The organism is Pseudoalteromonas piscicida, assembly GCF_002744175.1.
GTDB lineage: Bacteria > Pseudomonadota > Gammaproteobacteria > Enterobacterales > Alteromonadaceae > Pseudoalteromonas > Pseudoalteromonas piscicida_B.
Genome location: NZ_NKHF01000114.1, coordinates 1 through 362 on the forward strand (window position 1 = coordinate 1; position 362 = coordinate 362).

At 47.8% G+C, this 362-nt stretch carries 1 protein-coding gene; it reads left to right on the forward strand.

From position 1 onward, the window contains the following. The coding region (locus CEX98_RS21930) for an AMP-binding protein (RefSeq protein WP_143484372.1) at positions 1-362 on the forward strand (362 nt) is incomplete at both ends.

The window sequence follows — 362 nt, forward strand, 5'->3', positions numbered from 1 at the left end:
TGAAAACTTAGTGCGTCCAACGGCCTTGGCTAACTTGGCTTATATCATCTACACCTCAGGGACAACCGGACAACCAAAAGGCGTAATGCTCACTCAACACAATGTGCTTTATTATCTTCACGCCTTAACCCGCCAGTTAGGTGACAAGTATCGTAATGTCGACTTTTCTTCTAACTACTGTTTTGACCTGTCTGTGACGACCACCTTATGTCCGCTCCTTGCTGGACAAACGGTGTGTGTCTATGAAGGGGATATTCTTGATGCCGCCGCCTTTAGAGCTCATCTAAGTGCCGCGAATGTTGGCTTTGTAAAAACCACACCGAGTCTTGCCATGGCACTCTTACCTGGTAGCGATGCTCACC